The sequence below is a fragment of the Paenibacillus sp. FSL K6-0276 genome (assembly GCF_037977235.1).
GTDB lineage: Bacteria > Bacillota > Bacilli > Paenibacillales > Paenibacillaceae > Paenibacillus_AQ.
The window spans coordinates 5,449,041-5,474,997 of record NZ_CP150276.1; the positions used below are offsets into that span (position 1 = coordinate 5,449,041).

Consider the following 25,957-nt stretch of genomic DNA (forward strand, 5'->3'; position numbering starts at 1 on the left):
TTCCTAATATAATCCTAAAAAATCGTATTTATTGCTTCGATTTCTGGGTAAGGGATCATATGCCGATCACGGTAAATCGAGGTAATAGCATCTGGCTGTGTGCTAAGGATAGCCATTTGTAGAATCTCCATGAGTTACTATAGTAAATCTTCAAATTCAAGTATCTGTTTTGAATCCTGATCCACAGCGTACCACGTAGATGCATCATATCTATCAGAACTAGAACCCCAAGCAATAAAAACATGAAATTGGCATAATTCATTAGCTCTAATATTAGGAAGATCGATTTCTAAACCATCTTCATTACTGCCAGTCAAATTATAGGAGTCACTTTTTCTTATAGGCATTAACCAATTATTCATCATTCTTTGTTCCAAATATTCTGAATCCTCAGTTCCTATAGATAAACGCATTGATCCTTTATTCCAAGTTGATGCTTGTAAAAATTGTCCTGTATCGCTTCCTCCATCTTCCCACTCTCGTTTTGACCAGTAGGTTAAAAAGCTTAACGTCATATTATCTGTTTTACAAAATAATCGTATTAAAATTCCTCTGCTATTCTCTATTTTCATTGTTTCCGGAATACGAATTGGAGGTTTTGAAATAACGATTTCAACGATAATATTTTTTTCTTCCCATCCATAAGCTTGTCCTCCATGCAGTAGACACTTACTAAATTGGGGTGTCTGCGATAGAATATCAAGGTTATCGTTATAAAGCGACAGACCAACTATACCTAATGGGGTAGTAATCAATGTTTCCATATTACATTCGTTCAATTGAGTTACCGTCTTATGTTTAAATAATTTCATCATGATTTTCCCCTCATGATCTTTCTGACCAATTTAATAACCAATTAATATAGTTCCGAACGTAATCACCCACAGTAACGGAATCGCACTAATAAAAAAGATAATTAAAGATTTAAATCTTCCCCTAAAGAGCCAAGACAAAATCGAACAACTTATAACAGCAACTGGATACAAAGAAACAATTATCATTATTGATATTCCCCATGCTGAGATTCCATTGTCAAAAACCATAAAAGATAATCCCCAAATTATGAACCAAGGAATTAGCGATAATAAATAAAAGGCTTGAATAACTAACAAATAGAATTTCATCGCTTCAAATCCTTTACGCTTTATTCCATGATTATACATCTGCCATCCATAGGGCGATAGCCCTACAACGTGAATTCAGTATTAAATGATGGACATGCCTTATTACGTACTATTTAAACAAAAAAGTCCCTAATCCAATATGGATTCCGGGACGCTTTAGAAAGATATATCTTTTTATTTTTCAAACAAGAGATCTAAGCTATCCATGTAAGCACTCAGCAATGTCTGCAGTTCTGACATGTCCATATGAACTTGAAATGGAATTTCATACAGCGTTTGGTCCACGCGCATGCAGTTTCTTCCCCTCTTCGTCATATAAGCAAGGAATGATCGCCCCTAGCCGGAAAAAGTAAGGGCTTTCAACATTTTCAGTCATTATATTAGCATGTTTGTTTATGATCCGCTAAGGGAGAATTGTGGATTCGCCAAAAATAACTAATATCCTCACCCTAAACAACGGCGAGGCCATTAGTTACATTTCCAGGAACTTTTCAAAAGCTAAACGCTTCAACCGTAAATCACCTATGGTAGATGAAACACTGAAGTCTAAATAAAAAAGTCCCGATGATGTTTTCATCATCGAGGCTAACAACTTGTTCATTTTTTATTTTCGCCAAAAAGTTGAACAATCTGCCTTATCCAAAATGTTAAACTCGATCATTTTCTCAAGTAATGAGAAATCAACCGGACTATCCCACCGGATCCGTAACAACTGCTTGGTGTGATCATAGCCAGCCTGTACAATTGCATCAGAAAAATGATTAATCCCTGCGATTTCAGGCGCAACAGCCATATGTTGTTTAGATACGCTAAAGCCAATAATATATGTGTCGTGATCGGTGAACATTGGCTGATTCCACGCAATTTTTGGTTTTAAATCTGTGAATTTCTTAGTTACCCACGCCAACACCTCTTCCACTCGCTCCCGATGTTGTGGGTTATCAATTTGCGCTAAATATTCTGCAAAAACTTCCATGTCGATCACTCCTAACTTCAAAATCACCTTTGTTCAGGCGTAGTTTGTATACAAAAAAACACCCCGTTGGATAATCATATCCAACGGGGTGAACCGGTGCAACTTTTCATAACCGGTGCGACTTTATTTAAGAGTTATACATTATCTAATCCCAACATCCTACTCCACAGTAACGCTCTTCGCCAAGTTACGTGGTTTATCCACATCATGACCCAGTGCAAGAGAAGCATAATAAGACAATAATTGCAGAGGTACTACAGACAACGCTGCTGTCAGCATTGGCAATGTCTTAGGAATAACAAACACTTGATCCACTGATCTAAGCAGGTCAGTCAAATGCTCTTGGTGAGTGATCGCAAGCACGTCTGCGCCGCGGGCTTTCACTTCTTTGATGTTGCTGACGGTCTTCTCAAGTACAGCTTCCTGAGTTGCCAGGGCAATAACCGGAACACCTTCTTCGATCAGAGCCAACGTACCATGTTTCAATTCACCGGCGGCATAAGCTTCGGAGTGAATATAAGAGATTTCTTTCAACTTCAAGGAACCTTCTTGAGCAACAGCGTAATCTACGCCGCGGCCGATGAAGAACAAGTTCTTGTGCTCAGAAATTTGTTCTGCATAACCTTTGATTGCTTCTTTTTGAGCCAGGATCTCTTCTACTTGCTCTGGTAGAGCTTGCATAGCTGCTAGAATCTTAGCCACTTGAGCTTCGGTTTGTGTACCACGAACTTCAGCCAAGTAAAGAGCAAACAATCCGAATGCGACCAATTGTGAAGTGTAGGCTTTGGTCGAGGCTACGGCAATTTCTGGACCTGCCAAGGTTACCAAGACATCATTCGCTTCGCGAGCAATAGAGCTACCCACTACGTTAGTGATTGCCAGTACATGTGCACCGTTAGCTTGCCCTTCACGAAGAGCTGCCAATGTATCTGCAGTCTCACCGGATTGGCTGACAACGATAACCAAAGTTTCTGGCGTCACGATTGGTGAACGATAACGGTATTCCGAAGCGATGTCATTCTCAACTGGAATACGAACCAAAGATTCGATCATAGTACGTCCTACCACACCAGCGTTGTATGCCGTTCCGCAAGCAACAACTTGGATGTTACGGATGTTCTTGATTTGTTCTTCGGTCATGTTCAATTCAGGCAAAACAACCTTGTTACCTTCGGCATTAATACGACCACGCATAGTGTCGCGGTAAGCCTTAGGTTGCTCGTGGATTTCTTTCAACATGAAATGCTCGTAGCCGCCTTTTTCTGCGGTTACTGCATCCCAATCGACAGTAATCATTTCCCGAGAAATAAAGTTACCTTCAATTGTCATCAGTTCGACAGCATCTCTTGTCAAGACTGCCATTTCGCCGTCGTTCAAAATATATACGTTACGGGTATATTCAAGCAATGCAGGAATATCTGACCCGATAAAGTTTTCTCCTTCGCCAAGACCGATAATGAGCGGGCTTGCTTGACGCACAGCCACCAATTTATCTGGTTCATATTCAGTCAGGACGCCTAATGCAAACGCACCGCGCATGAAGGTAATCGCTTTTTGCACAGCTTTCACGATATCCCCATCATATTCGCGAGCAATCAGATGTGAAATAACTTCTGTATCTGTTTCGGAGACAAAGTGGCATCCGCCAGCGATCAGCTCTTCTTTCAGATCCAGATAGTTTTCGACAATACCGTTATGAACGACCGAGAACTTCATGCTGTTATCCGTATGCGGATGGGAATTCTCATCGGATGGTTTACCGTGAGTTGCCCAGCGTGTGTGTCCGATACCTGCGCTACCTGCCAGTGGGCTGCCTTCCAGCTTCGACTGCAGATTCGCCAAACGGCCTTGTGCTTTCACTACTTGCAGTCCTTCCCCAGTGAATACAGCAATACCAGCGGAATCATATCCCCGATACTCCAGCTTCTTCAATCCTTCAACCAAGATCCCCTGCGAATTCTGATTACCAATATATCCTACAATACCACACATTATAATTTCCCCCGTCCGAGTTATCGTAATGTGGCGGCATAAGGAAAGAAACGTGCCGTGCGGCATGTTTTTGAGAAAAAGCAAATATTCTGTTGTATTTTGGATCAACAAAATAAACTGTCACTTACATCTTATGTTCATGAAATGCACAGCCTTCTTCTCTGCCGTGGCAGAACTATCGTGTTTCTTTACGATGCGCGCACACATGAATTTTTATATTTCTTATGCACCCATGAAAACGTTGTGTGAAAGGTCGCCCTTCCATTTTCCGTCTCCATTTACGGCTCTGGTGCATCACCGGGAGGTCCCCGCCGAACATTTCGAACACCTCCACCTCGTCAGCTTACGTCTGCCGTGATCCGTTCAAGCCCTTGTCTACATAACCATGTAGTAGCTTTCCCTTCTCCCCCGCGCTCGACCAAGCTCTGGCGCTTGCTATTGCAAACCTCACAATCCCCGCTTTCCTTCTAGAATGACACTTAATCTATTATATGCACCTTACATTACTTTGGCAATGCTGCACCAACCTAAATTTCACAAATTCCTATTCAGACGATCCATTCAAAAATAATAAACACCGGTGTAAGAAGTCCGAATCGATCGTACTCTCTACACCGGATATATAGTTATGACAATGAATTATACCAATTCGCGTTGAACAACTTCTACAATTTGATTCACATAAAGATCTAGATCTGCCTTATCAGGTCCCTCTGCCATGACACGGATTAGAGACTCCGTACCCGACGGACGTACAAGCACACGACCATTGTCGCCTAGCTTTCCTTCTACTTCAGCGATAGCTGCTTCGATAGCCTGGTTGTTAGGATAATTGGTCTTATCTTGTACACGAACATTGACCAGCACCTGCGGGTATTTCGTCATCATGCTCTTAACCTCGCTAAGCTGCTTACCTGAAGCTTTAAGCGTATCTACCAGCTGGATAGCCGTCAGAATACCATCACCTGTTGTATTATAATCAAGGAAGATAACATGTCCAGACTGTTCTCCACCTAGATTAAAACCGCCACGGCGCATTTCTTCCATCACATACCGGTCGCCTACAGCTGTTTTAGCAGTGTTCAGGGATAATTTCTCCGTGGCTTTGTAGAATCCGATATTGCTCATAACCGTTGATACAATCGTGCTATCCTTCAGCTTGCCAGCACGGTTCATTGCATCCCCACAAATGCAGAGAATAAAGTCTCCGTCAACTTCATCACCTTTATTGTCGATCGCAATCAATCGGTCAGCATCTCCGTCAAAAGCAAGTCCCAAATCCGCTCCTTGACGCAATACTTCCTCACGCAAAGTCTCTGGATGTGTAGAACCAAATCCAGCATTAATATTCAATCCATCGGGCTCAGCTCCAATAGAAATAACCTCAGCGCCAAGCTCTCTGAACAATCTTGGTGCAAGTTCATACGCTGCGCCGTGAGCACAGTCGAGTACAACCTTGATCCCTTTAAAATCCTGAGAAATGGTCGTCTTCAAATACTCCAGATAGAGGTATTTGGCGTCATTATCAACCGTAACCATACCTAAACCTGAGCCGATAGGACGTGGCAATTCATCTACCTCAGCATCCATAAGTTCTTCAATACGCAGCTCAGTTTCATCCGTAAGTTTGAAACCATCTCCGCCAAAGAACTTAATGCCATTATCTTCAACCGGATTGTGCGAAGCCGAAATCATGACCCCTGCATCTGCCTTTAATAATCTTGTGATATAAGCAACAGCAGGTGTACTCACTACACCTATACGGATTACATCTGCCCCAATAGACAGCAAACCAGCAATAAGAGCCGATTCAAGCAAAGGACCGGAAATACGTGTGTCCATCCCAATGACAACCTTTGGTTTATGCACGTTACCCGCTAGTACATATCCTCCACAGCGACCAATGCTATAAGCCATTTCTGCAGTTAATTCACGATTTGCTACTCCCCGCACACCGTCAGTTCCAAAATACTTCCCCATTATTTTTCTCCTTTGAATACGCTACATTAGCTTAATGTTCTATCATATGATTTGAATACTATTTTGGTGTACCTTTGGGACATATCCTAAAATTCAATAAAAGGTTACGTTCCCCCTGTACCTACAGGATTTTCGGAATTCGTACTTGTGTTAGCTGTGCCGTTATTCTCTGAATTGCTATCCGTCGGAACAGGCGTCGCTGTACCTCCAGCCTCTCCGCTATGGGTGGGCTTCTCAGTGGCCCCTTCATCACCTATAACAGGTTCAGAGCTTGGCTCAGGAGTAGTTACACTACCCGTGTCTGGATGAGGCGTAGGCACCGGCGTTGCAGGTGATAGCAACTGTACGGTTACCGTAAGAGGCACACTTGAATTAGCCAGTGCGATGAATTTAGGCAGTGATACCCGTAAAGAAACCTCGTGAGTCCCGGCAGTAAGGCCAGTCACATCAGCCACAACACTTATATCGTCCTTATTTAGTTGATTTAGCAAAGTAGGTGCACCTTTTAAGGTGAGGGCTATATCCTTGCTTGTTGGATTAACAATACTTCCTTCTAACCCTTCACCCACACCCTGTAACTTAATGGGTACAGCTTCAACCGTCCGTTCGGCAATTTCTGAGATCGTTAATGAAACGTTCACGGTTTCAGGCATTACTTTCTCAGTTCCTGCCGGAGGTTTCAGTACTACCTTCAGCTGCTTCGTTCCTGCAGAATCTATAGCGCTAAGATCGACACTCGCTTCATAGGTAGATAATGCAGCTAATGCATTTGCTTGACCATATACCACGACTGATTCCAGCTCAGGTGTCACATTCGATAAGACGAGAGAATCTGGAAGTTGTCCGGTAAAGCCGATATCCAGCGGCAAGCTCTTAAAAGGCAAGGTAATTGGCAATTCCACCGAAACGGTAGCAGGCTCAATGACGGCATCCTTCACTTCTTTTCCTTCATTATCATAAGCATGCAGCTTCAATTTCTTCTCTTTAAAGGTTTCGTTCTCGCCATTTAGCTCAATGGTGCCTTGTACCTTCACCACTTTGCTTAACTCATTATCTGGCAGCGTAACCTCAACAGTATCCGTAGGCTGCAAGACTGGGGTACCTAATTGATAACCCACTGCTGGTTCTCCCTTGGTAACCAATGTTATGGGAAAAGACTTTGTATTTCGCAGCTCTACATGTACGTTAACCTCTTTAGGAGTCATTCTGACAAGGGTTACACCTCTGGGTAATGAATAAGAGAGTGGCAACGTATTTTCTCCAGGCTCAACCTTGCTTAGATCAAGAGTCACTTTATAATCGTCCGAGAACTGAAAGGAGATATCGGAATTCTTCCCCTTAACCTCCATACTGACACTATCTACATCCTTGTATTCCAGTACATATTTATCTTTATCTAGACCGATCTCTTCGATCTTCACATTCTCAATAATCTTCGATTTAGTATCGACCGTGGTCTGTCCAACAGGTGCAGTGTCGATACGAACCATAGTAAACAGTATGATCCCAAACGCAAGGGCTAGAATCTTATTGAAATTGTTATTGCTCATCCACTTATCCATGATTTTTGTCCCCCTTCCGTTTCCAGAAAGTTGAACCTTTCTCCTTCAGCGATGAACTTACACTCAGCTCTTGATGGAGCTTCGAAATCATTGATTCTTCCTTAATGTCTCTTACAATTTGACCATTAATGGCCAGAGAAATCTGTCCTGTCTCCTCCGAGACAATGACAGACACAGAGTCCGCAACCTCACTAATCCCGATAGCCGCACGATGCCGTGTCCCCAGTTCCTTGCTAATAAAAGGATTCTCGGACAAAGGTAAATAACAAGCAGCAGCAGCGATCTGGTTCCTCTGCATAATAAGGGCTCCGTCATGCAGAGGGGTGTTAGGTATAAAGATGTTAATCAGCAACTCAGAGCTGACTAGAGAACGCATGGCGATACCCGATTCCGTATATTCATTGAGGCCTGTCTCTCGCTCGAATACGATTAATGCCCCTATTTTTCTATGTGATAAATAATTTACGGCTTTAATCACTTCACCGATTAATTTACTTAGCTCTTCATCACTTTCCCCAGCCCGTCCGAAAAATCTACCTCGTCCAAGCTGCTCCAGTCCCCTTCGTAGTTCCGGCTGAAAGATAATAAAGACTGCCAGCACACCGAATGTAAACATTTGATTCATTAGCCATTTGAGCGTATACAGATCTAGGATGGTACTCACAGCCCAAATCAAAACCAGTACCAGAATCCCCTTCAGCAGCTGAATCGCCCGAGTCCCGCGTACCATATTAAGCACTTTATAAATAATGTAGCTGACGATCAGGATATCAACTATATCTTTAATGGAATCTTTCCATGTTAAGTCTGTAAAATAACTCATTGCCTAAAACCCCCGTCATTTCATATTAGCTGGGTTTATGTAAAATGTCTGTTAGATCTGTATCAATATCTAGGTTATAACGTTCGGGCTCCAGTTGCAAGTTTAGTCCCATCATCATTTTCGATATTTTCTAATTTAAGGCAACAAAAAAGCGCCATCTTTCCGGAAAAAGAGGCGCAAAATAATATTCCAGCTCAAGGTAACCACTGTCGCTTTAACGGTAGGCAACTTCAGAGAACATGTTCGTCACTTTATACCAGAACCAACTTACCGCTTGGTCTATGCTTTTGACTTGCCCAGAAATATGAGCTGTTGAAGCCTGATACAGAGAGCCGTCGATGACTGTTACGTTGCCGTTCACTTCTCCATATACCTGTGCTTTACCATTCTCTATGGTAAGGTCTCCGGTAATAATCTTGCCAGAAGGTACGATTACAGTATCCCCTTTGATAACCACTTGATCCAGATCTGCACCTCTAACTACAAGTTGTCTATCTGGACTCCAAAAAGTTACAGAGCTCATCAGCATTACGACAAGAAACAGAGATGCCGCTGTAAGTGCAGGGTGTCTCTTGATCCAGGTAACAAAAGCCTTTTCTTTCTTGGCCTTTGGCAATGAACTCATTATCCGGCTCACAAGATCATCTGAGGCAACAGGATTCTGATGCATGAGGGAGAACATCAACATATCTGTCTGTTCTAATTCTTTAAACTTTGCACGGCAATCTGGACAGGATAGAAGATGCTCCTTCAATTCCCTCTGCTGCTGATCGGGCAAGTCGTCATCCAAGTAGTCGTGCATCATAGAGACGGCCAGTTTGCATTCCATAGGAGCCAATCCTTTCATGAGAGCTATTTAATTATCCTTAGACAAAGGGTCAGGACACATAAGACTTGCTTAACTTACATACGTCGCTCTCCAAAAGATGTTTCATAAAAAAAATCTATTTTTACATTTTCGGGCCTAATTTTTTACGCAAAAACTCACGGCCGCGGTGTACACGCGTCTTAATCGTGGTTACAGGCATATCCAGCACATCACTTATCTCCTGAAGCGATAAATCCTGCAGGTATCTTAAAATCATAACAGACCTGTATTTCACAGGTAGACTGTCAATCGCCTCGTAGATTAGCCCCTGCGTCTCAGAGAGCAGTAATTCGGTCTCTGGTGTCACATTATCGCTTGGAATCAATGAATAGCCGTCAAGGCCCTCCTGATCGTTCATTTCTGCATCGAGCGAATAGGTTGGTTTCCGTTTGCGTAATCTATCAATACAGAGATTCGTTCCAATCCGATAAATCCAGGTAGAGAACTTCTGTTTATCATCATAACGATCCAAGTTTCTATACACACGCAAAAAGGTCTCCTGAACTATATCCTCCGCCTCATGGCGATTGTTCAGCATTCGGTACGCCAGATGATATATTTTGTCTTTATATAGTTCCACAAGCTCGGCAAACGCCCTTTGGTCGCCTTTTAAGGCGAGCTTTGTCAATCTGCCTTCCAAATTCTCCACCTGTTAACTCCCCCAGACTTGCCGCCCTTGGTACTTATTCTCAAATATCCACGGTACAAGCAATTAAATCGTAATTCAAGTTTGTGTAAAAATCAAGGATTGTATTGTAACCTCCTCTGTAAACTGAGTTAATTTCTAGGAATAAAAGATAAGGTGAACACGACAGCATTCCTAAGAATGTTGGACTTCCGGTCGCTGTTATCCTCTGATTTCCTGATTATAAACCGCATATAGCGGTCGAAATCTGAGGATAAAGGCGAACGCTGACGCTCCTACAGTTCCAAAATTCTTCTCCATGCCCTCTTTCACCCGACTCCTATATACCTATCATTTACGTCCGATTGCATTTCGGTTACTTGGGAAGGGGCAAGAAAGATCAATATTGGGCACATTGCCACAATATTTTCACATTACTATCAAGACCGTTATTTTCGCAGCACAATATTTAGTCTATGAGCGAAGTAGCTCGTATTAGTAAGAAGAAACGGCTTTGCCGTCCTTTTAGGGGCGGTACCCGTTTCTGCGAAAAATAGAAGGATAATTTATAGCGTAAGCCTATAAATTCTTATATTTGCACAAAATCACTCCGTCGGATGAATAGGCTTCTGTTAGTTTAAATTTGTCGCATACGGAGCAGACATCGTTGTACTTTCCGCAAGGTTTTCGGTGATTTTGCGAATAATAACTCCAGTGTAGGTGGAGGATTTTGCTTTGGTGGAACGAGTTATAGGGAAAACCTACCTATATATTAGGTCACAGCTGTTTTATGACCAAGTTATACGGAATTTCTCCCTGTATATTGGCCAATTTCAATTAATTACACCAAGTTCAGCTGAAATATAGGGAACAATTCCCTATATTTTATCGAAATGACCTTAAAACATCGAATTACAGGTAATAATTCCCTATAATTCAGCAGTTTGACCCTGAAGCAGAGAAATAAAAAACATTAAAAAGTTTATGTGTGCGAGCAGACAGTAACTCCTATAAAGAAGCAAATAAACACGGGCTCCGGCGCTCCTACGTGCATCCTTTGCACTCATTTCTGGCAAAGCCCATAACTCGTGCGCCACAGCGCATCGCTTTATTCTCAATCTATGATGCTGCTATGGAGTCTCTTGGGCAGATGATGACCGTGCATTTCCATGAATCCATGAAAGTGATCTTTTAGAATCTGCCGGATACTGCATAATTTCCTATACAAGCACAAAAAGTCCGCCCCAATAAAGGGCGAACTTTCTATAAATAAATATGCTAAGTCAAGAGATCAGCCGGTATTCCGAAGACCAGCGGCAATGCCATTGATGGTAAGCAACACTTCGCGCAGCAATTCGCTATCGTCTCCATCTACTTCACGGAGCGCTCTAAGCTCGGATAGCAATTGAACCTGCAGGTAGCTAAGTGGATCAACGTAAGGATTGCGGAGTCTGATCGACTCCTGAATCACAGGGACGTTATCCAGAATATCCTGCTGGCCAGTAATCTTCAGGATCAGCTCAGAGGTCAGTTTGAATTCCTCTTCAATCTGGCCGAAGATCCGCTGACGCGCTTCCTCGTTCTTGCCCATGCTGGCATATTCCTTAGCAATGATCAAGTCCGCTTTTGAAATAGCCATTTGCAGCGTATCTATCAGTGTAGTAAAGAATGAGAAGTTCTCATACATATGCTGCATAACCTTCAGATTCTCTTCCTTACCCTCATAGAAACTCTGCAGTCCGGTTCCAGCAGCATACCACGCTGGAAGCAAATAACGGCTTTGTGTCCATGCAAATACCCACGGAATTGCACGCAAGTCTTCAAAGCGGTCACTGTTCTTCCGTTTGGAAGGACGTGAACCAATATTTAGCTCTCCAACCTCAGGCAGAGGTGTAGACTCTTTAAAGTAAGTCAGGAAGTCCGGATCACGGAAAATCAAATCCTGATATTTGTGAAGCGAAACTTCAGAGATACGGGCAACAATCTCTTCCCACTTCTCTTCATATAGATCTGCTTGTGGAATTCTCGCATTGATCGCTGCTGTCACAAGCGCAGATGTCGCTTGCTCTAGACTGCGGTAAGCAATCCCTTGCATCGAATAACGGGAGGAGATAACTTCTCCCTGCTCGGTGATCTTAATGCCGCCGCCAATCGTTGAGGCTGGCTGAGCAAGAATGCTGCGGTTAAGCGGCATGCCGCCACGTCCGAGCGCTCCACCACGTCCATGGAAGAACTTCAGCTTGATTCCAAACTCATCGGCTGTAGCTGTAATTTCTTTCAATGCAACACGTAGTTCCCAGTTAGCAGTAACCACACCGCCATCTTTGTTACTATCTGAATAACCAAGCATGATTTCCTGCAAATCGTTCATTGCTCTTACCGCATCACGGTAGATAGGCATGCTGAGCAGTGTGTTCATAATTTGCGGTGCTTCATGCAAATCATCAATCGTTTCAAAAAGTGGCACAGCTTGCAGGGTACATACGACTGTACCGTCATTATCCTTACGGAATAGTCCTACCTCTTTGGCGAAGACCATAACCTCCAGAATGTCGCTTGCCGCTTCCGCCATACTGATCAGGTAACTGGTGATACATTGTTTTCCGTACTCTTCCTGCGAAGCGAAGATCGTCCGGTACACGGCAAGACATTCCTCCGTACCTTCACTATACGTCTGATAAGAAGAAGTAATCGGACGTGGATCATTCAGCAGTTTCTCCAGTAGCTCAATCTTCTCATTCTCAGTCAGCTTGGAGTAATCCGGCGTAATGTTCATCTTCGCCAGAATTTCAGTCATGGCATTCTCATGTTCTTGACTGTGTTGACGCACATCAAGTGTCGCCGTGTGGAAACCGAACAGCTCCACTTGGCGGATCAACTTCTTAATATAAGTGTCGGCCACATAATCGGCATAGTGATGTCGTAAACTGCGGTCAATCACGTTCAAATCATCGATGAACTCCTCAGGAGTAGAGTAACGCTCAGGAGTACCTTTTTTCTCATCATCCAGAACATTTTGTGTCTTGGAGATCATATAGCTAAGCTTAATACGGTAAGGTTCATTGTCATTGCGCCATTCTTCCATCTTGCCAAGATTAATGATCTCACGATCAGCTTCAATGGATTCAATTAGCTCAGGCGTTACCTTAACAATACTTGTGCTAAAGCTTAGATATTGCATGAGTTCACGCATAATCCGCTGATATTCCCGAATCGCCAACTTCCGCTGCATACGCAAGGTCTGTGAAGTGACTGTCGAAGTTACCGAAGGGTTACCATCACGGTCTCCGCCAATCCACGAACCAAAACGCAAGTACGTAGGCACATGCCAGTTCTGTCCTGGATAGTATTTACTCAGACAACGTTCAAGTTCTTGATAAACGTCTGGTAAGACATGAAAAATCGTCTCATGGAAATAGTACATCCCATTACGCACTTCATCGAGTACTGTAGGCTTGCGGTCACGCAGTTCATCCGTTTGCCATAGCGTAATCACTTCATTTAATAACTTCTCACGGAGCTGTTCACGCTCCCGGAAGGTTAAGGTAGGGTTATCCAGACCCATAACATCATCGGATATCCGCTTATGAATATCGAGAATAGCACGGCGCATAGCCTCCGTTGGATGTGCCGTCATTACAAGTTCCAGAGATAATCCTTCAATAATCTCGTTAACTTCCTCATGAGAGAAATCACGTTCACGAAGCTCTTTAATCGCGCTTTCTATAGAACCGGGTTGGACTGTCTCCCCAGCTGAACGTTCATAGTCACGTTTGCGGCGAATCCGGTGGTTCTGTTCGGCAATATTTACGAGCTGAAAATAGATGGCGAACGCTCTTATTACCTGATGGCGGTTCTCCGGATCCAAAGAATTGATTAACTCCTTAAATTCACTGTGCAGTTCAGGTAAAAATAGTGAGCGCAGCGATTTACTGGTTTCGCGGATCTTCTCCACGATCTCTAGTAGTTCGTTACCGCCTTGGTGAACCAAGACCTCACCTAATATGTTCCCCAAGAACCGTACGTCCCGTCGCAGCAGATTGTTAGAGTTGCTTTTGCTGACGGTAGTCGTAAGTTCGGTCATGCTGCTCCCCCCATTCTCTTCCGGATCAATGTGTTAATTATTGTCTGGCTAAATATCGTCTATTAAAGCTTTCCTCATATCATACAATAAAACCGCATGAAAATCTCCAACTTTTTTGCGCTGTAAAGCGACACAGTATCTAAGATTATACACCAATTTCTCAATTTATACAGTCCTTATATTTTATGTATTCTTTCTTATATATAATGGCCCTAGCATACCTTCATTATGTGTATTTAAATACGAATCGTTCGAATCTGATCGATGAACAAGCCAATTAGCGGAGAATAATGACGATCGCGGTTATACGAATAATAAATATATCTTTGAAAATTATAATCTGGAATGGTGCGCATTAGCAATCTTCCCCTGGCTACCTCATCCTCCACAGCAAGCCGTGATACAAAAGAAACGTACTTTCCACTCATAAGCGATTGCTTAATGGCCTCCAATGAATCCAGTAAAATAAAGGTTCTGGGTTCATTCCCCTCACGCTCAAACCATTTATCCGTCAGTTGGCGTGTACTTGATTCCTTGTCATGTAGTATAAAACTCGCTGACGCAATCATAGCTGGGTTTAAATTAGAAAATGCGGCAAATTCATGGGATGGTGCAAAAACAAGCACAAGCTCATCCTCACACAAGGCTTGGGTATGCAGATCAGGTAGATAAAAAGATTCTGTAGACAAAATACCAAGGTCAATCTCATGGCTAGCCAGCATATCTTTGATCACAGGTGAAGGCTTAACCGATAAAGAGATCGTAATCCCCGGATGTTGTTCTCCAAACAGCCCCAATATTTTCGGAAGAATATAAGTAGCTGGAACGTAACTGGCACCAATCTTAAGCGTTCCCCGACCCGCCTGACTGAACTCTTTTACAACCCGCTCCGCTTCTGCAGCTAGTGCATTGATTTTAGTAGCATAATGAAGAAACGCTTTCCCGCTCTCCGTAAGAATCACTTTATCCATTCTGGATTCGAATAACTTCTCCCCCAATTGCTGCTCTAAATTCTTCAAATGATACGTAACGGTGGGCTGCTTCAGCCCGAGTTTATCGGCCACTGTGGTTATTTTCTTATGTTTATTTAGCAGTTCTACGATTTCCAGCTTGATTAAATTAAGGTTCATGATCTTCACTCCCTCGCCTATTCACTAAACGGTAACATAGAAGAATTCTATGAATGTTAAAATAAATCGGCAAAAAAGTTAATATCACAGTTACATTCAGAAAATATAGCGGGAATTCTTTTCCTTTACACTAAGAACAAGCTTAAGAACAGGCAGGTAGATAGAGATGAAGGAAATTACAATCCACAGATTGGAAAAGAAATTCGGGGATGTGCATGCCTTGAAGGCTGCAGATCTGAAGATTCCCGCTGGAAGCTTTACGACATTACTCGGTCCTTCAGGTTGTGGAAAGACGACACTACTCCGTCTGATTGCTGGGCTAGAAACACCGGATGCGGGAGAAATCCTAATGGATGACGAGTTTATTTTCTCAGGTAACAAAAGAATTAGTCGCCCCATTCATAGCCGCAACTTTGGCATGGTCTTTCAAGATTTCGCACTCTGGCCGCATCTAACTGTCTTCGAGAATGTCGCCTTCGGACTTCGTGCCTCTAAGCAGAAGAAGGATTTACGGATTAGGGTTCAGCAGGCCCTTCGATCTGTAAAGCTAGAAGGACTCGAGCTACGCTTTCCCCATCAGCTGTCCGGTGGACAACAGCAACGGGTTGCTTTTGCCAGAGCAGTAGTTACTAGGCCACAACTCGTATTGTTCGATGAGCCTTTAAGTGCACTGGATGCGGTCTTGCGAGATGAAATGAGGCTGGAGTTAACCTCCTTGGTGAGGAACATGGGCATTACCGCTCTGTATGTTACCCATGATCAAACCGAGGCGATGTCTATGTCAGATGAAGTAGTCGTGATGCAAGGTGGCACTATTTTACAAACAGGCTCTCCTGAGGAGATTTATCAGAAACCAAACCATCCTTTTGTAGCCCACTTTATTGGAAAATCCAACTGGATCGTTCCCGATAAGCAAATGCTTCGTCCGGAACATTTACGTTGGTCTCAGGAGGATGCTTCCTCTCTTCCTTTTACGGGGACTATTCGACATGTGAGCTATATGGGTGATCGCTATGAGGTCATTCTGGACATGGAGAACCGAACCGCTTGGACCGCTTATCATGATCAACGTCTACCTGTTGGAGAAACGATCCAGGTCTACGCTTCTGAGCACCAGATCCATCATCTGAATTAAGCGTCCACTGCATGGAATAGCTCCATATGATGCTGTTCCATGCAGCAAGATGCACACAAAAATATTAGGGAGGCATTCACATTGAAACCAATGAATAACACTAAAGGACTTAGTAAACTTCTTCTAACAACTATAATCGGTGCAAGTCTAGCCGGCTGTAGCTCCTCTAACACTCCTGCAGCTAACGCAAGCAATCCAACTTCAAACGCTAACACTACAGCTCAAACTGAAGTACCACAACCAACAGATAAAGCTCTGAGTAGCAATCTTGTCGTCTACAGTGCAGGCCCTGAAGGCCTAGCCAATAAGATTAAAGAAGGCTTTGAAGCCAAAACCGGCGTTAAGGTCGAAATGTTCCAAGGCACTACTGGAAAAATATTAGCCCGTATGGAAGCAGAGAAGTCCAATCCAGTAGTCGATGTTGTCGTTCTTGCCTCCCTTCCATCCATGCAAGGAATGAAGAACGATGGATTATTACTTCCATATAAAGAGGCGGTTAATGCAGATAAACTCGTTAGCGATTGGTCAGACACAGCAGATGGCAATTATTTTAGCTATAGTGCATCCGCACTGGGGATTGTCTACAATACTAAAAAAGTTAGCACACCTCCGACCACATGGGATGACCTCACTAAAGCGGAATGGAAAGGTGCAGTCAATATTCCAGATCCTTCGCTTTCTGGTTCGGCTCTAGATTTCATGACTGGATATTTAAGCGCTAAAGGGGACAGTGGCTGGGATCTTTTTAAACAATATAAGAGTAATGACGTAGCGATGGCGGGTGCCAATCAGGAGGCTCTCGATCCCGTAATCACCGGCGCTAAATCTGTCGTTGCCGCAGGCGTAGATTACATGGCTTATAAAGCAAAAGCTGCAGGAGAACCAGTTGATATCGTTTATCCTGCCGAAGGAACGGTAATCAGCCCACGTCCAGCCGCGATTATTAAGACAAGTCCGAATGTGGATAATGCCAAGGCTTTTATCGACTATCTTCTATCTGATGAAGCTCAAGCGCTAGTTGCTAAAGCCTACTTATTGCCAGGCAGAACCGATGTGAAAGCAGAGAATCGTGCGAATCTCGAAGAAATTAAGACATTTGATGTGAAATGGGAATGGATGAACGAACACAGTGACGAAGTTTCCTCGACCTTCACACAAATTTTCAAATAAGCGTAATGAATATTAACTCTTTGCGCTCATTTAAATGGGTGAGTGGCGGACTTGCTTTATTTATACTGACAGTGCTCGTACTGCTGCCACTCCTGCTCATCTTCTGGACCAGTATTTATCCGAATGAGCAGCTGGATATAGCCGCGCCACTACGGACCATTATGGGTAGTCATGATCTGTTAGAAGTACTGCTGAATTCTATCGGGCTCGGGGTAAGCGTTATTCTACTAACTACGCTTTTTGCACTACCTCTGGCCTGGATTATGGCTAAGACGGACTTAGGACATCATAATTGGCTGGATGTTGTGCTACTAATCCCTTTTATGACGCCGCCATACATTGGTTCAATGGGTTGGATGTTGTTTATGCAGACGGGTGGGTATATGGAACAGTTTCTGCCCGCATCCTCCGTGCTGACTCCGTCTTTCTTTAGCTATGGAGGGATGGTGCTGATCATGAGCCTGCATCTATTCCCATTCCTGTATTTGCTGCTGCACAATGCGCTTTTGCAGATTGGGGGTAATCTGGAGGAAGCAGCCTCTGTTCATGGCGCTCCGTTCTTTTACAGATTCAAAAGAGTGATCATTCCCTTGCTGTTATCCAGCTATGGGCTTGGCGCCCTTCTCATCTTCGTCAAAACGATTGCCGAATTTGGTACTCCTGCGACCTTTGGTCGTAGGATCGGCTTTTACGTTCTGACCTCTGAGATCCATAAGTATATCTCTAGTTGGCCGATAGATTTTGGAAAGGCTACTTCACTAGCTTCCTTGCTGCTCGGGGTTTGTCTAGTTATGTGGTACATCCAGACTCTAATTAGCAGCCACTTCTCTTATCGCCTAATTGGCGGAAAAGGAACGCGCACAAAACGTTATAAAAGTACGGGAATCGTAGGAGTTCTTAGTTGGGGGTATGTTGTTCTATTACTTCTAGCATCTATCGGCATTCCTTATTTCTCAATCATAACAGCCTCATTATTGAAGCTAAGAGGAGAAGGCGTATCTTGGAGCAATTTAACCTTAAAACATTATGCAGAGCTGCTATCACCGGGTTCTCAAGGTCTTGAGGCCTTATTGAATAGCTTCACATTAGCCATCGTCGCTTCCAGTATCGCTGTTATTCTTGGGACTTGGTTTGCCTTAACCGTAGGAAAAGGGGCTACATTCAAGCAAAAAATCACAGATCTGTTCAGTTTTCTTCCAAACACAGTCCCTGGAATTGTAATTGTAGTAGGGCTAATCCTGCTGTGGAATGCTCGTTGGATGCCTATCCCGCTTTATAATACCTACTGGATGGTTGTACTGAGCTATGTCGTACTTTTCCTTCCTTATACTGTTCAGTATGTAAAAGCAAGCTACGGGCAGATTGATTCTTCCCTTATGCAAGCGGGACAAGTATTCGGAGGAAGCAAGCTGTATGTGTTTCGCCGTATCCTGCTCCCCCTCATCCTTCCGGGGATGGTGGCTGGCTGGATGATGACCTTCACCATTTCCAATCGGGAGCTGGTAGCCTCCTTACTCATTCTTCCACCTTCAATGCAGACATCGGCGACCTATATTTTTGCTCAGTTTGAACAAGGTGCAGTAGCGATGGGGATGGCCATGGCAGTAATCTCTGTAGGAGTTACCACTATATTACTATTAGTATTAGAATATTTAAGCCCAGATAGAAAGCGGAGACAACAATGAGCACACTAACGATTTGGGGAGGGGCCGGAGAGCATGGCCGTTCCTCCTATCTTTTGCAGGACAAGGATGGGCAGACTGGTATTCTACTCGATTGTGGTGTCAAAAAAGAAGGCCCCGGTGAATACCCCCTGCTAGATACAGACATCATCCCACATTTGCAGGCAGTGTTTCTGTCTCATGCGCATGAGGATCATTCCATAGCACTTCCCCTACTATATAAATACGGATATTCAGGTAAGGTATGGGCAACGAAAGCTACCGTTAAACAGCTTCCCGATTATTTCGAAGCATGGGATAAATACGTGGCTGCTCAGTCCGCATCACTACCTTATGGAGAAATAGATAAGCAATCTATCCAGTTCATGTATTTAGAGGAGCATATTCCCCCTCAGACTTGGCTGAGGATTGCGCCTAATCTTCGAGTACAATGGGGACGTAGCGGACATTTAGCAGGTTCGGTTTGGCTGATCCTCGAATGGGACAGGAGAGTCGTATTTTTCTCAGGGGATTATACGAAGGAGTCGCTGCTGCTCATGGCAGATTCACCTACAATTATGGAAGCCGGAGCTAAAGATGTCGTCGATCTATCCATTATCGATGCCGCCTACGGCGCGGATCCTGATGAGCAGCTTGTAAAGTTACAGCAATTAGAGTCAGCGATCTGTAACACTCTGCAAAAAGGGGGTTCAATCCTTCTTCCAGTGCCTATCCATGGCAGAAGCCAGGAATTGATCGCATGGGCAAGCGAGTGTTTCCCCGATGATCAGCTGATCGTAGAAGAAGAGCTCATGGCACCTTTAAGAGGTTTGAGCGATAAGGCCGAATGGCTGAAAGAGGGCGCTATTCAGCGCGTGGATACGCTTTTTAACAGAAAGAACTTGTGTATTGTATCTAATTCGGATGAACGCGCAAAGGCATCGTTGAATCTTAAAGGCGCAATCATATTTACCAATGACGGGATGATGCAGTCGGCAAAAGCACAAGAGTACTTTCATCATCTCTCTGCTTCTCCTGATAATCATGTGATTTTTACGGGACATTTGGCGGCGGGTAGTTTCGGGCACCGTCTCGTTAAACAATATATGGAAGAAGAATCTAGCGACACGGAATGTACAATCTCACTTATCCGCTATAAAGTCCACCAAGGCTTACCGGACATTCGAGAAATGCTCCAAACGGTTCCCAGCCGCCGGTCGGTGCTCGTTCATGCTCCCAAATCGCATATCGACCAGGTCACTTCTATATTAAATGGAGAAGGTTTTGCAGGGCTGTACTCTTTGCTGCCTGGAAGCACACTTTCGTTCTGAAGCTTAACTATGTAATCTCGTGAGAAAAACAATGGGGCTCTTCCTTAGGTCTATTCAGACTTTTTGGAACAGCCCTTTTTTATGATTCGAACCTCTTATCCATTTACTCTTTCGTCGTCCCTGGGCGATCCTTAAAAACTAGCTCAAACAACCCCGTCGCAGATAAACCAGCCAGGCCACCAGCCCAAAGGCGAAGAACGATATCCAGTTCGGTAAAAGGATACGCTACCGCACCGATGAGCAAACCTATCAATAGTCCGATAATTGGGACTGCATTACGCGGGATGTTGATGCTATTTTTGACCAATTGAACCAGTGCCAGTACGAATACTGCTAATATAGAGGCGAACGCCATAACATCATCTAAAATTTTTCCTGTTTCCATCATTTATTCCTCCTTAGTGAGTACTTGTAATCTCAACCGTTCGAGTTGCGGAATCATAACCTACCTGTGCGCCTAGCGCTTCTGCAATAATACGTACGGGAACGTAAGTGATGCCTTTTTCAAGTACTCCATCTGCAATCTTAACCCCGTTAACCTTTACGACTGCAATTGCGTCACCCTTCAAGTCCTCCTCCTTCCGATTGATGGTCTTGTAAGCTGCCTCCACTGCGGATGTTGAGGGGCTTGCCCCTGCTCGTAACTGAGTGAGCGTTAAGGCAAACGCCATTTGAAAATGAGGGTAGTCCTTGAAGCTAGTCCAATCCCCACCCCATTCGAATCCAAGTGCCTTAGCCTCTTTTACAACCTCCTGCCAATCTGCGATCCGGTTGTTATTGTCGTCCCGGCGCATATCCCATGACACACTCGATCCATTCGGTAGCAAAAGAGCAAAATCTACGGCCAATCCATAATTGTGGTAGCTATACCCGCCACGCGCATTGGTAACAATCGCTCCAGGCTTGGTACGTCCTTGTGCGTAAAGAGCATCCTGCTCGGCAATTGTGCGAAGACCCTGCGTAATGAGAATCGGAATGTTGAGCTTGTAACAGCGTTCAATTAGCACAGTAGCAGCGGCAAGGACTACGGGGTGTAGGTTGGTTAGGCGTTTACTTGATTTTTCTTTGATCTGGGACAAAGTGAGCATCTATACCCCTCCTTTAAATAAAAAGGCAATAATAGCAAAGATAGTACCAGCCAGAACGTATTTAAGTAGATCAACAAACACTTTTCGTTCGCTCTTGCTGTCCGTCTGGGATTGTTGCAATAGCTGAAACACACGTGAGTCTAAAGTATCCCAACGCCTCATAATCTCGTTAAATTGAATTTTCATTTCTATCGTTGATTGTTTAATTTGTTTCACATCTTCCTCATGACGCGATTGTTTTTCTTTTAATATTAGAAGTTCATTACTAAAACTTAGATGTTCCGTTCCAAATCTAAAAATCTCGTCTTGGATGACTACTAGTCTATTTTCAACATCTTCTAAACGGTGCTCAATGGGCGCTGCTTCAGCATCGCCTCCTCCTGAATTCACTCCCACAATGGTCATATAACAGCCCCCTTCTAAAGTGATAAATAAAATAGCCCTCGTAGAGATACGAGGGCAAAATAAAAACGCCATCATAGGCGCTACGGTTTACTTACTATACTTTATCCATATTTTTAATCGTTTCGGCTTGTTCCTCTGTGATATACCCCTTTGTTACGGCCTTATCAATATCTGCTTCGGTAGCTGTGTTATTCACCCAGTTACGTAGAAACAAGTTATTGTATGCGCTACTCAACATCAGATTTCTCCTCCTAGTAGTAAGCTCATAATCAAAGAATCTTGTTCCGCCTGGGATTGCTTTAGGCTCTCCATCTGTTCCGTCAAAGGCTCGACGTATTGCAGCTCTTTTAGCTGCTCAGGAGTTTCGTTAGGATCTGGATAGCTAAACTTTAGCTTTCCCGTTTTGACGTCCACCTTGTAGCCGCTGCACTCTCTAAAGTCCTGCGCATACTCGCCGTATTCGAGCGCGATAACTCCGATTGTCTCCGGTACACGCTCCGCTAGGGCTTTATAGACCTCAAAGTCATATTCTTGCGTGGACTCCACCACATCACCGGATCGCTCTCCAGTATTGACTAGGACGTTTCCTGTATACTTGTCATAATAAATTTTCATTCCTATTTCCATCTGTACCGCTCCCTTTCTTTATGCCCAAGCTTCCCAATACTTTACGCCGTTACCAGCGTGTAGCTTAAATCCGTCGCCATTTACATATGTTCCGCTATCGCCCAAATTTATAACTATTTTTGTATTGCTAAAAAATGTAGTGGTCGATTTAGCCGCAAAATAATACGTACAGTAGTCTATACCGAGGCTATCATGCCAGCAAATAATGACCCTAGGCGTGAACCCCAACCCAGAAACTTGTGGGGCGTAGTTCGATTCGGGCCAAGAACCGGACGCGTATAGTTTAGGCTGCAATATCCCCACCTGTCCAAAAATAGATGTTCCTGCGCGGATATTACCCGATCTGAAGTTACCATCTACAACATATGGCCGCCCACCCGCCCAATAGGTAACAGGCATATTCATTAGAAATAAAGTCTCCCGCGACTCATTTATTGTTAAAGCCAAATCACCGCTATGTGTGGGAATAGCGCCATCCACGCCAAAAATCGGCTTGCCTTGTAGGTAATTCGCGGGTATTAAATTCGGGTCGGATATTTTAACAGAAGCTATGCCCGCACCAAAACCGCTATCTGTGATATATGCGCCCGTGGAAATTCCGGCGGATACGGTGCCGTCGCTGTTTGGGTTGTATCTAACTGCGGTTAAATCGTTTGCCCTTTGAACGATAGCGCCCGTAACAAGGCCATTCTCTGTTCCTATCGTCTTACCCGCTATTACGTCCGCTGCTACGGCTGTACCATAATCACCCCCTTCACCCTGTAAGATAAAAGCCGTGCCATCATATACAACCGTGTAAACTCCGTTCAGGGCAAGTGTTGCCCCATTTCCATTGGGTTTCTTGATTGCTTTGGCCCCTAAAGTATTAGGATTGAGTGTAGGATTAGCTCCGCCAGCAATATGTGTTTTGAAACTAAATTTCAGTCCTGCTACCAGCGCTGTAGGTGCTGGGCTAAGTGTAAGGGTATATGCGGTGGCTGTACCAGCCGTAGTACCGAATCCAGTGTTGTTATTCAGTAGTGTCTTGTCCGCAGCAGACATCAAGCCATTCATAGCAGTTGTAGCTACGGCTGTACCGGCTTTAGCATTCCACGCCGTTTTTTCAGCATCAGTAACAAACCGATTACTAGCGTCTTGAGCAATAATAGCTGGTGGATGGGTAGCTGGGTGAGTATAGTTCGTTGCTCCCGTAGCAACACCCGCCAGCTTCGTTTTCTCTACCGTGGTGTAATCGTTCGTGGACAGCTGTTTCCCAGTAACTTTATCTACCTTGCCAGTAACGGCATTGTCCAAGATGTCCATATTCCCATTTAAATCGGCAATATCAACAATATCTGTTCCCTCTGGCTTTTTTAAGCCCAAATTCCCTGTGGTTTGCATGTGTCACTCTCCTATCTATAAGTTCTTAATTCGTTCCATGTCTTACTGTGAGCATTCTCCCAGGTCAAAGCTTTAACGGAGTCCCACCACGTATAGCTGAACACAAATTCATAAGCTAAATGCGCGGGCTTAATCTCTTCAATAATTTGAATCAACCCTGCCATATTCGGAGGAATGCCCAGCGTACTCACAAAATGAATCTCAAAACGATACTCATCAGGCACTTCCTTAACTTCAACCACTCCACCTGAAAAAGCGGACGCTGTCCGCTGGATCATCTCCGGCGTTGTCGTCCCGTTTCCACGTAGCTTCGCCTTAATCATCTCTCGGCGTGTGGCATATGACTTGGATGAATCGATATTTAGTCCAAGCTCAGCCTCCCAACGTCCAAGACTTACCGTTGCCGTTTCAACAAATGCCTGATCCAGTACATCTATAGTGCCTACCTTCAGTCCACCAATTTCTAGCCCGATGGTCTCCTGAAGCTTCTCCATTTCGCGGACATCCTTATAATAGTCCGGTAAATACTGCATTAGATCAGGCGCCTCGACTTCACCCGGATGGTTCGAATCTTTATCTGCGGAATATTGCAATTCGCTGTATAAAGAGCTGCCGTAACTCATCCTCTACACCCCCTTCAGTTGATTCCAGGTTAGGGGGCCTTTGGGCAAATAATCATGTGTATGTGCCGCCGGAGGAAACACCGCTGGTTTACCCGCTACCCCCGCCCAAGCTACACTATCCGCTTGTTGAGCGAAATCTACCTTGCCATTGTTATTCGTATCGTAAATGCTTTTCAGCATATCCCCGGTACTCTGCGCGGCAACAAGCAAGACATTCCCACCAGCAGAGCCAATGTATAGCTTCCCAGTGTCTGTACAGTAGCCAAGCTCACCAATAGCCAGTACTCCAATCGCGCTTTCCAATCCGCGGCGTATTTGAATCAATGTCTTTAAAGCCATTGTCCCGCCCCCTAGAATGTTCCGCCATCAATACTGGCTACGGTAAGTCTATTGCCATTCGCTGCGTCGTAAACGATGCTGCTTCCATCTACACCTACGGCTACACCAGCCGCGTCCACGGTGATCCCTTTTCCAGCCGTAACCGCAATCGCGTCTGCAGTAACCGTGATCCCATTGCCTGCACCAATATTCAGCGTCACAGCATCAGCTTGACCACCACCAATCAGCCCGTTCCCAGCTGTAATGGTCTGTAGTGCACCACCCGTGCGAACCCATGCGCTACCGTTCCAGCTATAAATCTTCTGCTCATCATCGACGTAAGCGGTCCAGCCTACGGCAGGAACATAAAATACCCAAGCAGTAGATTGGTACTCAACGATTTGATTCGTTTTCCCAGCCCATGCCCCGGTTGCTCCCGCTGGAATAATATATCGATCACCCTCAACCGGACTGGCAGGTGGAGCCAGCAAGTTCTGATCTTTTACCGACGCTTGCGGTTCAATGTTATGCTTGGCCAGCTCAATTTCATTCTTAATCTTTTGCGCTGACCACAAGTCTGTAATCGTAGTCCCAGCATCATTGATCGTCCGGTGCTTGGTCACATCGTCAATGTGAGTCTTGATCTCAGCCGCAGTCTTTACGTTCGTGCCATCTGATACTTTGTTGATATGTCCCGCACTAATATCCGCTTTAAGCACCTTCGCATAGGTTGCTCCATCGGCGATATCGTCGAAGGTACCCGTCAGATCGCTAAGCTTCTGCGCATTCACTCGCCGCCAAGCTGCCCCATCATCAAAATATAAATATCTGCTATTCGTACCCGTAGTCACGTAATACAAACGGCCAACGGATCCTGCAACTGGACGCGAGGCTTCTGGCCCGGACAGCGCCCTTCCGACCATGGAATTGGAAGTACCGTCACCAATATAAACCTCTTTAGTATCACTGCAAAAACCAAGCTCGCCTGCCTTCAACACTCCATAACTCGTTAGCTCAGCCTTCATCCCCCGCTTTATTTGTATGGTCTGTGCCAT

23 protein-coding genes are annotated in these 25,957 nt (G+C 44.3%); 4 read left to right on the plus strand and 19 right to left on the minus strand.

Annotated features, from left to right (window positions below):
- Positions 1-137 precede the first annotated feature (137 nt).
- The 10 genes from MHH52_RS25655 to MHH52_RS25700 all read right to left on the minus strand — a co-directional run bounded on the left by MHH52_RS25655 (position 138) and on the right by MHH52_RS25700 (position 15,164).
- Positions 138-815, minus strand: a complete 678-nt coding sequence (locus tag MHH52_RS25655; protein WP_340005157.1) for a hypothetical protein — start codon at positions 813-815, stop codon at positions 138-140.
- Positions 816-1,728: 913 nt separating this feature from the next.
- A complete protein-coding gene (locus MHH52_RS25660; RefSeq protein ID WP_313637831.1) occupies positions 1,729-2,100 on the minus strand; it encodes an iron chaperone in 372 nt (123 codons plus the stop codon).
- A gap of 159 nt (positions 2,101-2,259) precedes the next feature.
- Positions 2,260-4,092 carry a glutamine--fructose-6-phosphate transaminase (isomerizing) gene (gene glmS / locus MHH52_RS25665; RefSeq protein WP_340005158.1) on the minus strand — a complete coding sequence of 611 codons (1,833 nt, stop codon included), beginning with the start codon at positions 4,090-4,092 and terminating at the stop codon, positions 2,260-2,262.
- Positions 4,093-4,731: 639 nt separating this feature from the next.
- The gene (glmM, locus tag MHH52_RS25670) at positions 4,732-6,072 is read right to left on the minus strand and encodes a phosphoglucosamine mutase (RefSeq protein WP_313637829.1); all 1,341 of its coding nucleotides are present in this window, start codon (positions 6,070-6,072) and stop codon (positions 4,732-4,734) included.
- Between the two features lie 104 nt (positions 6,073-6,176).
- Positions 6,177-7,634, minus strand: a complete 1,458-nt coding sequence (locus MHH52_RS25675; protein WP_313637828.1) for a CdaR family protein — start codon at positions 7,632-7,634, stop codon at positions 6,177-6,179.
- The gene (gene cdaA / locus MHH52_RS25680) at positions 7,627-8,457 is read right to left on the minus strand and encodes a diadenylate cyclase CdaA (RefSeq protein ID WP_340005160.1); all 831 of its coding nucleotides are present in this window, start codon (positions 8,455-8,457) and stop codon (positions 7,627-7,629) included. The genes MHH52_RS25675 and cdaA overlap by 8 nt, the downstream gene beginning before the upstream one ends.
- Positions 8,458-8,671: 214 nt before the next feature.
- Entirely contained in the window at positions 8,672-9,286 is a 615-nt protein-coding gene (locus MHH52_RS25685) for a zf-HC2 domain-containing protein (RefSeq protein WP_313637827.1), read from the minus strand.
- A gap of 121 nt (positions 9,287-9,407) precedes the next feature.
- Positions 9,408-9,974: an RNA polymerase sigma factor SigW gene (sigW, locus tag MHH52_RS25690; RefSeq protein WP_036681288.1), complete on the minus strand. Its 567-nt coding sequence runs from the start codon at positions 9,972-9,974 to the stop codon at positions 9,408-9,410.
- Positions 9,975-11,241: 1,267 nt separating this feature from the next.
- Entirely contained in the window at positions 11,242-14,034 is a 2,793-nt protein-coding gene (ppc, locus tag MHH52_RS25695) for a phosphoenolpyruvate carboxylase (protein WP_340005162.1), read from the minus strand.
- Between the two features lie 236 nt (positions 14,035-14,270).
- A complete protein-coding gene (locus MHH52_RS25700; RefSeq protein WP_340005163.1) occupies positions 14,271-15,164 on the minus strand; it encodes a LysR family transcriptional regulator in 894 nt (297 codons plus the stop codon).
- Positions 15,165-15,330: 166 nt separating this feature from the next.
- Here MHH52_RS25700 and MHH52_RS25705 point away from each other — a divergent pair, with 166 nt between their 5' ends.
- From MHH52_RS25705 to MHH52_RS25720, 4 genes are all read left to right on the plus strand, one after another.
- Positions 15,331-16,299: an ABC transporter ATP-binding protein gene (locus MHH52_RS25705; protein WP_340005165.1), complete on the plus strand. Its 969-nt coding sequence runs from the start codon at positions 15,331-15,333 to the stop codon at positions 16,297-16,299.
- A gap of 90 nt (positions 16,300-16,389) precedes the next feature.
- Positions 16,390-17,469, plus strand: coding sequence for an ABC transporter substrate-binding protein (locus MHH52_RS25710; RefSeq protein WP_340009829.1), 1,080 nt, complete (start codon positions 16,390-16,392; stop codon positions 17,467-17,469).
- Between the two features lie 5 nt (positions 17,470-17,474).
- The gene (locus MHH52_RS25715; protein ID WP_340005166.1) at positions 17,475-19,154 is read left to right on the plus strand and encodes an iron ABC transporter permease; all 1,680 of its coding nucleotides are present in this window, start codon (positions 17,475-17,477) and stop codon (positions 19,152-19,154) included.
- Positions 19,151-20,461 carry an MBL fold metallo-hydrolase gene (locus MHH52_RS25720; protein WP_340005168.1) on the plus strand — a complete coding sequence of 437 codons (1,311 nt, stop codon included), beginning with the start codon at positions 19,151-19,153 and terminating at the stop codon, positions 20,459-20,461. Before MHH52_RS25715 ends, MHH52_RS25720 begins: the two co-directional genes overlap by 4 nt.
- A 103-nt stretch (positions 20,462-20,564) precedes the next feature.
- On the opposite strand, the gene MHH52_RS25725 is transcribed toward MHH52_RS25720, so the two are convergent.
- The 9 genes from MHH52_RS25725 to MHH52_RS25765 form a co-directional block, all read right to left on the minus strand.
- Complete coding sequence (locus MHH52_RS25725; RefSeq protein ID WP_340005170.1) at positions 20,565-20,849, minus strand: holin; 285 nt, start codon at positions 20,847-20,849, stop codon at positions 20,565-20,567.
- A 10-nt stretch (positions 20,850-20,859) separates the two neighbouring features.
- Positions 20,860-21,549, minus strand: a complete 690-nt coding sequence (locus tag MHH52_RS25730; RefSeq protein ID WP_340005172.1) for a M15 family metallopeptidase — start codon at positions 21,547-21,549, stop codon at positions 20,860-20,862.
- Positions 21,550-21,954 (minus strand): hypothetical protein, encoded by a 405-nt coding sequence (locus MHH52_RS25735; RefSeq protein ID WP_094871759.1) that lies wholly within the window; start codon positions 21,952-21,954, stop codon positions 21,550-21,552.
- Between the two features lie 94 nt (positions 21,955-22,048).
- Positions 22,049-22,192 carry a hypothetical protein gene (locus tag MHH52_RS25740; RefSeq protein ID WP_340005174.1) on the minus strand — a complete coding sequence of 48 codons (144 nt, stop codon included), beginning with the start codon at positions 22,190-22,192 and terminating at the stop codon, positions 22,049-22,051.
- Positions 22,192-22,581 carry a hypothetical protein gene (locus MHH52_RS25745; RefSeq protein ID WP_340005176.1) on the minus strand — a complete coding sequence of 130 codons (390 nt, stop codon included), beginning with the start codon at positions 22,579-22,581 and terminating at the stop codon, positions 22,192-22,194. The genes MHH52_RS25740 and MHH52_RS25745 overlap by 1 nt, the downstream gene beginning before the upstream one ends.
- An 18-nt stretch (positions 22,582-22,599) precedes the next feature.
- Positions 22,600-23,961, minus strand: coding sequence for a hypothetical protein (locus MHH52_RS25750; RefSeq protein ID WP_340005178.1), 1,362 nt, complete (start codon positions 23,959-23,961; stop codon positions 22,600-22,602).
- Between the two features lie 11 nt (positions 23,962-23,972).
- On the minus strand, positions 23,973-24,584 hold the full coding sequence (locus MHH52_RS25755) for a putative phage tail protein (RefSeq protein ID WP_340005180.1): 612 nt from the start codon (positions 24,582-24,584) through the stop codon (positions 23,973-23,975).
- A 3-nt stretch (positions 24,585-24,587) separates the two neighbouring features.
- Positions 24,588-24,923 (minus strand): phage tail protein, encoded by a 336-nt coding sequence (locus tag MHH52_RS25760; protein ID WP_340005182.1) that lies wholly within the window; start codon positions 24,921-24,923, stop codon positions 24,588-24,590.
- Positions 24,924-24,934: 11 nt separating this feature from the next.
- Positions 24,935-25,957: a DUF2793 domain-containing protein gene (locus MHH52_RS25765; protein ID WP_340005184.1), complete on the minus strand. Its 1,023-nt coding sequence runs from the start codon at positions 25,955-25,957 to the stop codon at positions 24,935-24,937.

Bases quoted from the DNA above. Each gene is read 5' to 3' on its own strand.
- MHH52_RS25655 (WP_340005157.1), bottom strand. From the start codon at position 815: ATGATGAAATTATTTAAACATAAGACGGTAACTCAATTGAACGAATGT.
- MHH52_RS25740 (WP_340005174.1), bottom strand. From the start codon at position 22,192: ATGTTGAGTAGCGCATACAATAACTTGTTTCTACGTAACTGGGTGAAT.
- MHH52_RS25720 (WP_340005168.1), top strand. From the start codon at position 19,151: ATGAGCACACTAACGATTTGGGGAGGGGCCGGAGAGCATGGCCGTTCC.
- MHH52_RS25715 (WP_340005166.1), top strand. From the start codon at position 17,475: ATGAATATTAACTCTTTGCGCTCATTTAAATGGGTGAGTGGCGGACTT.
- MHH52_RS25765 (WP_340005184.1), bottom strand. From the start codon at position 25,957: ATGGCACAGACCATACAAATAAAGCGGGGGATGAAGGCTGAGCTAACG.
- MHH52_RS25705 (WP_340005165.1), top strand. From the start codon at position 15,331: ATGAAGGAAATTACAATCCACAGATTGGAAAAGAAATTCGGGGATGTG.
- MHH52_RS25745 (WP_340005176.1), bottom strand. From the start codon at position 22,581: ATGGAAATAGGAATGAAAATTTATTATGACAAGTATACAGGAAACGTC.
- ppc (WP_340005162.1), bottom strand. From the start codon at position 14,034: ATGACCGAACTTACGACTACCGTCAGCAAAAGCAACTCTAACAATCTG.
- MHH52_RS25760 (WP_340005182.1), bottom strand. From the start codon at position 24,923: ATGGCTTTAAAGACATTGATTCAAATACGCCGCGGATTGGAAAGCGCG.
- MHH52_RS25675 (WP_313637828.1), bottom strand. From the start codon at position 7,634: ATGGATAAGTGGATGAGCAATAACAATTTCAATAAGATTCTAGCCCTT.
- MHH52_RS25660 (WP_313637831.1), bottom strand. From the start codon at position 2,100: ATGGAAGTTTTTGCAGAATATTTAGCGCAAATTGATAACCCACAACAT.
- cdaA (WP_340005160.1), bottom strand. From the start codon at position 8,457: ATGAGTTATTTTACAGACTTAACATGGAAAGATTCCATTAAAGATATA.
- MHH52_RS25700 (WP_340005163.1), bottom strand. From the start codon at position 15,164: ATGAACCTTAATTTAATCAAGCTGGAAATCGTAGAACTGCTAAATAAA.
- MHH52_RS25725 (WP_340005170.1), bottom strand. From the start codon at position 20,849: ATGATGGAAACAGGAAAAATTTTAGATGATGTTATGGCGTTCGCCTCT.
- MHH52_RS25730 (WP_340005172.1), bottom strand. From the start codon at position 21,549: ATGCTCACTTTGTCCCAGATCAAAGAAAAATCAAGTAAACGCCTAACC.
- MHH52_RS25750 (WP_340005178.1), bottom strand. From the start codon at position 23,961: ATGCAAACCACAGGGAATTTGGGCTTAAAAAAGCCAGAGGGAACAGAT.
- MHH52_RS25735 (WP_094871759.1), bottom strand. From the start codon at position 21,954: ATGACCATTGTGGGAGTGAATTCAGGAGGAGGCGATGCTGAAGCAGCG.
- MHH52_RS25755 (WP_340005180.1), bottom strand. From the start codon at position 24,584: ATGAGTTACGGCAGCTCTTTATACAGCGAATTGCAATATTCCGCAGAT.
- glmM (WP_313637829.1), bottom strand. From the start codon at position 6,072: ATGGGGAAGTATTTTGGAACTGACGGTGTGCGGGGAGTAGCAAATCGT.
- glmS (WP_340005158.1), bottom strand. From the start codon at position 4,092: ATGTGTGGTATTGTAGGATATATTGGTAATCAGAATTCGCAGGGGATC.
- MHH52_RS25710 (WP_340009829.1), top strand. From the start codon at position 16,390: ATGAATAACACTAAAGGACTTAGTAAACTTCTTCTAACAACTATAATC.
- MHH52_RS25685 (WP_313637827.1), bottom strand. From the start codon at position 9,286: ATGGAATGCAAACTGGCCGTCTCTATGATGCACGACTACTTGGATGAC.